We start from the raw sequence: 3,509 nt of genomic DNA, 5'->3' as shown, positions 1-3,509 counted from the left end.
GCACCGTCGCCACGGCCAGGACACCGTAGAAGGTTTGGGCCTGGCCAACGTTCCGTTCCAGACCCGCTTCCTTGCCGAGGACTTCGGACAGGGCATAGGCGGCGGATCCCGCAAGAACGGGCACAGCGAGCAGGCCCGTACCCAGGATCCCCAAGGTAAACAGGGTGGATGCAAAGTGTCCGGCCAGCGGTTCGAGCGCTCGCGCTGCATCGGCGGAGGTGTTGATCGACGTCACGCCGGCGGCATGCAGCACGACGGCCGCGGTCAGGATGATGAAGAAGGCAACGATATTCGAATAGAGCATCCCCACATCCGTGTCCAGGCGAATACGGCGGAACTCGGCCGGGGCCTGTTCGGGTGCAAGCAGAAGGGGATGCTCGTCGGGATTCGCACGCTCCTGCTCGACTTCTTCGGCAGCCTGCCAGAAGAACAGATACGGACTGACCGTGGTGCCGAAAATCGCTGTCACCGCCACGAGCGTGGCGTGGTCGACGTGATCGGGCAGCCAGTGCATTGCGATATCCCGCCACGGGATGCCCACCACGCAGGCGGTCAGCACATACGCGAACAGGCTCAGTGTCAAAAATTTCAGGATGGGTGCGTAGTGGCGGAAGGGAATGAAGACCTCCAGCGCCAGGGAGATGCCCGCACACAACAAAGCGAAGTACCGCGTATGGCCGCCCGCCAACAGGGCCAGCGCGTCGCCCATGGCGCCAATATCCGCGGCAAGGTTGACCACATTGTTGATCACGAGCAGGCCGACCAGGCCCATGACAACCGTGCGCGGCAGGATCCTGGTCAGATTGGTCGCGAGGCCCTGACCGGTGACCCGGGCAACATGGGCGCAGATCGTCTGGATGCCGATCATCAACGGGACCGTGGCCACCGTGGTCCACAGCATGCCGTAGCCGAACTGGGCACCCACCTGCGAGTACGTGGCAATGCCACTGGGGTCATCGTCCGCCGCGCCAGTAACCAAACCGGCGCCGAGACGCCGCCACGCCGGCTTCGACGCTGGAACGAGAGGAATAGCTGCGGGAAGGATGGGGTTTGACATTGCGTCACGGTGGCCCATGCACGGTCGCCCTGGCTTGATCCAGGTCAAGGCCGCGCCCGCTCGCCGAGCGCCTTGCGAACATCTCGTCGGATCTGGGACATCCGCTTGACCTGCGTCAAATGGGCTCGCCACTCGTGGCGTACAACGGGGATGACATTCGGCTGGGAGAGGGACACATGAGCGTCATTGCCAGCGACACCACGGCTGCATCCGCGTCGCCCGGACACACGGCCTATCGCGCCTTGAGCGTAGTGCTGACCGACACACTGAGCGATGCTGTTGCGCTGAACGTGGCGGCGGACCTGGCCGTGCGACATCGCGCTCGTGTCGACGTCGTGCAGCCGCTGATCTTACCCACGCCGATGATTCGCGCTCTGTCCTTGGCGCCTGATTGGTCGTTTCAGCAGATTCAGTCCGAACTGCGCGCGGAGGCAACCGCAACCGGGGACGCGATCTGTAAGCGGCTCACCGCGCGCGGCGTTCCGTCCGTCGTACGGGCCGTCGAGGCGCCGCAGTTGAATCCGGAGGCTTTGGCAGCCACGGCGGTCGAATGTGCGGATCTCGTCCTGGTGGCGCGCCCGGACGCCACAGAAAGCGTCATCTCCTTCGCCCATGAGCTCTTCGCCGCGCTACTCCTGGAGTCCGGCCGGCCCGTAATGGTGGTGCCGGCAGGCCTGGTCGCGCCGTTTCAGCCGCGTCGTGCCGTCATTGCATGGTCGGACACACGGGAATGTGCCAGAGCCGTTCACGATGCACTTCCGCTGCTCGCCGGGTGCGACCGCATCAATGTGCTGAACGTCGTGCCAGCAAGCAGTGAAATAGATCACAGCGGTTTGGCCGCCAAAGACATCGTGCGGCACCTTGCAAAGCACGGCCTTGCAGCACGGTCCTGCACGGTCAGGGCGCGCGAGCAATCGACAGCGGAAGCGATCCTCCGGTACGCCGACCGCACCCACGCCGACCTGATCGTCGCGGGCGGGTATGGGCACGGCAGGCGACGCGAACGCATGTTCGGCGGCACCACGCGGGCGCTGTTCCTGGATTCGCGCGTACCGGTCCTTTTTTCCCATTGAACGGGGACCGGTGGACGCGCCGGTCGCCACCACCCCGTTACTCTGCGCCGGCCTCCACACGCGCTGGCGACCACGAACACCAAGCCTTCGCGCTTACTCAACGTGCGTGCTAGGCCGGCGACTTCACCGTGCTTCCGCCGGACGCGCTTGATGCGGCATCCACGACCGGACGTATTGCTTCTCCCTAAAGGTGAAAACATGACTGCCTGCCGTGCCATGGACGTCGCCGTGCCGTTCACCGGAACGCCCTCCGACCGCGACTTGCTTCAAGCCGCCGACGTTCTCGCGCGCACCATCGGCGCGCGCCTGAGTGGCATCTTTCCACTCGCATTGCCTCGGCGCGCCGCATCGCCCCCGGCGGCAAACGCGCCGTCCATCGAAGGGTTTCGCGATCGCCAATGGGAGGAATCGACGGATTACCTGGAGGCTCTTCAGGCGTCGATGACCTTTCAAAGCGTGATCAACGACTTTTGCATCTTGGAGCGCGCATCGCGCACGCTCTTGGCCGACACGGTCGCGTATCTACGAAGTGCACGTGTCTTGGTAGCGAGCGTCCCGTCGTTAGAGTGGGCAACCCCTTTCCATCAAGATCTGTTTGTCAGGATAGTCGTCGACAGCGGCAGGCCCGTCCTCATCCTTCCAAGGCAAGTCCAGCTTGAACGGGAACCTGCGACCATCATGGTCGCCTTGGGAGATTCCCCGCAGGCGGCGCGCGCACTGAGTGAAGCCATGCCACTGCTAAGACGTGCTCGCAACGTCTATGTGGTCACCGTCGGTCACCGAAAGGACATCGATGAGATCCCGGCAAACATCGATCCGCACCGACTTCTGAGAGAGCACTTGGACCGTCACGGCGTGAACGCGCGGGTCCGTACCATCGAGACCTCCGATCTGGCCGTCGGCGATGCCCTCATCCGGGAAGCTGGTGAGTTGGGAGCGGACCTCATCGTGGCGGGCGCCTTCGGTCACTCGAAGCTGCAGGAGTTCGTGTTCGGGAGTACAACCATCGCACTGCTGGAACGGGCGCCACTCCCATTGTTAATGACACACTAGACGTGGTCGGCCGAAAAAGCTCGCGGCGAGATTTTTTGGGCCGAGCGCAGGGAGTTACGGAAAGTGCCTAGCGTATGACACGCGCCCGAGATTTCTCGGCAGTCGCCATCATGTGCCGGGGCGTGGCCTAGATCGGACAGGGGAGGCGTCGCGCGACATCGTCAAGGTGCGAACAGGGAACCGGGAAGAATGTTGTGAGCGGTATCGAACAACGTTCACGCGTACCAGCGCAGACTGCGTCCGCCAAGCGGAAAAGGGGTAAGGTCTGCATGATTATGGCTCGTTGGGGCCATGCGGCCGGCTGCAACTCACCTGCAGAAATCAGA

Annotated in this window: 3 protein-coding genes; 2 read left to right on the top strand and 1 reads right to left on the bottom strand. The window is 63.5% G+C overall.

The window, feature by feature from the left end; genetic code table 11:
- Nucleotides 1-1,057 (bottom strand): NRAMP family divalent metal transporter (locus AC1DT2_RS18355; protein WP_477297916.1); only part of this gene is annotated, 1,057 nt, incomplete at its 3' end.
- 176 nt (nucleotides 1,058-1,233) lie between these two features.
- Between AC1DT2_RS18355 and AC1DT2_RS18350 the strand changes: the two genes are divergently transcribed.
- Nucleotides 1,234-2,130, top strand: a complete 897-nt coding sequence (locus tag AC1DT2_RS18350) for a universal stress protein (RefSeq protein ID WP_477297915.1) — start codon at nucleotides 1,234-1,236, stop codon at nucleotides 2,128-2,130.
- 198 nt (nucleotides 2,131-2,328) lie between these two features.
- Nucleotides 2,329-3,183 (top strand): universal stress protein, encoded by an 855-nt coding sequence (locus tag AC1DT2_RS18345; RefSeq protein WP_477297914.1) that lies wholly within the window; start codon nucleotides 2,329-2,331, stop codon nucleotides 3,181-3,183.
- The last annotated feature ends 326 nt before the right edge of the window (nucleotides 3,184-3,509 follow it).

This window comes from Luteibacter sp. P4_E6, assembly GCF_056401535.1.
This window is presented reverse-complemented; position numbering and strand designations above follow the sequence as displayed.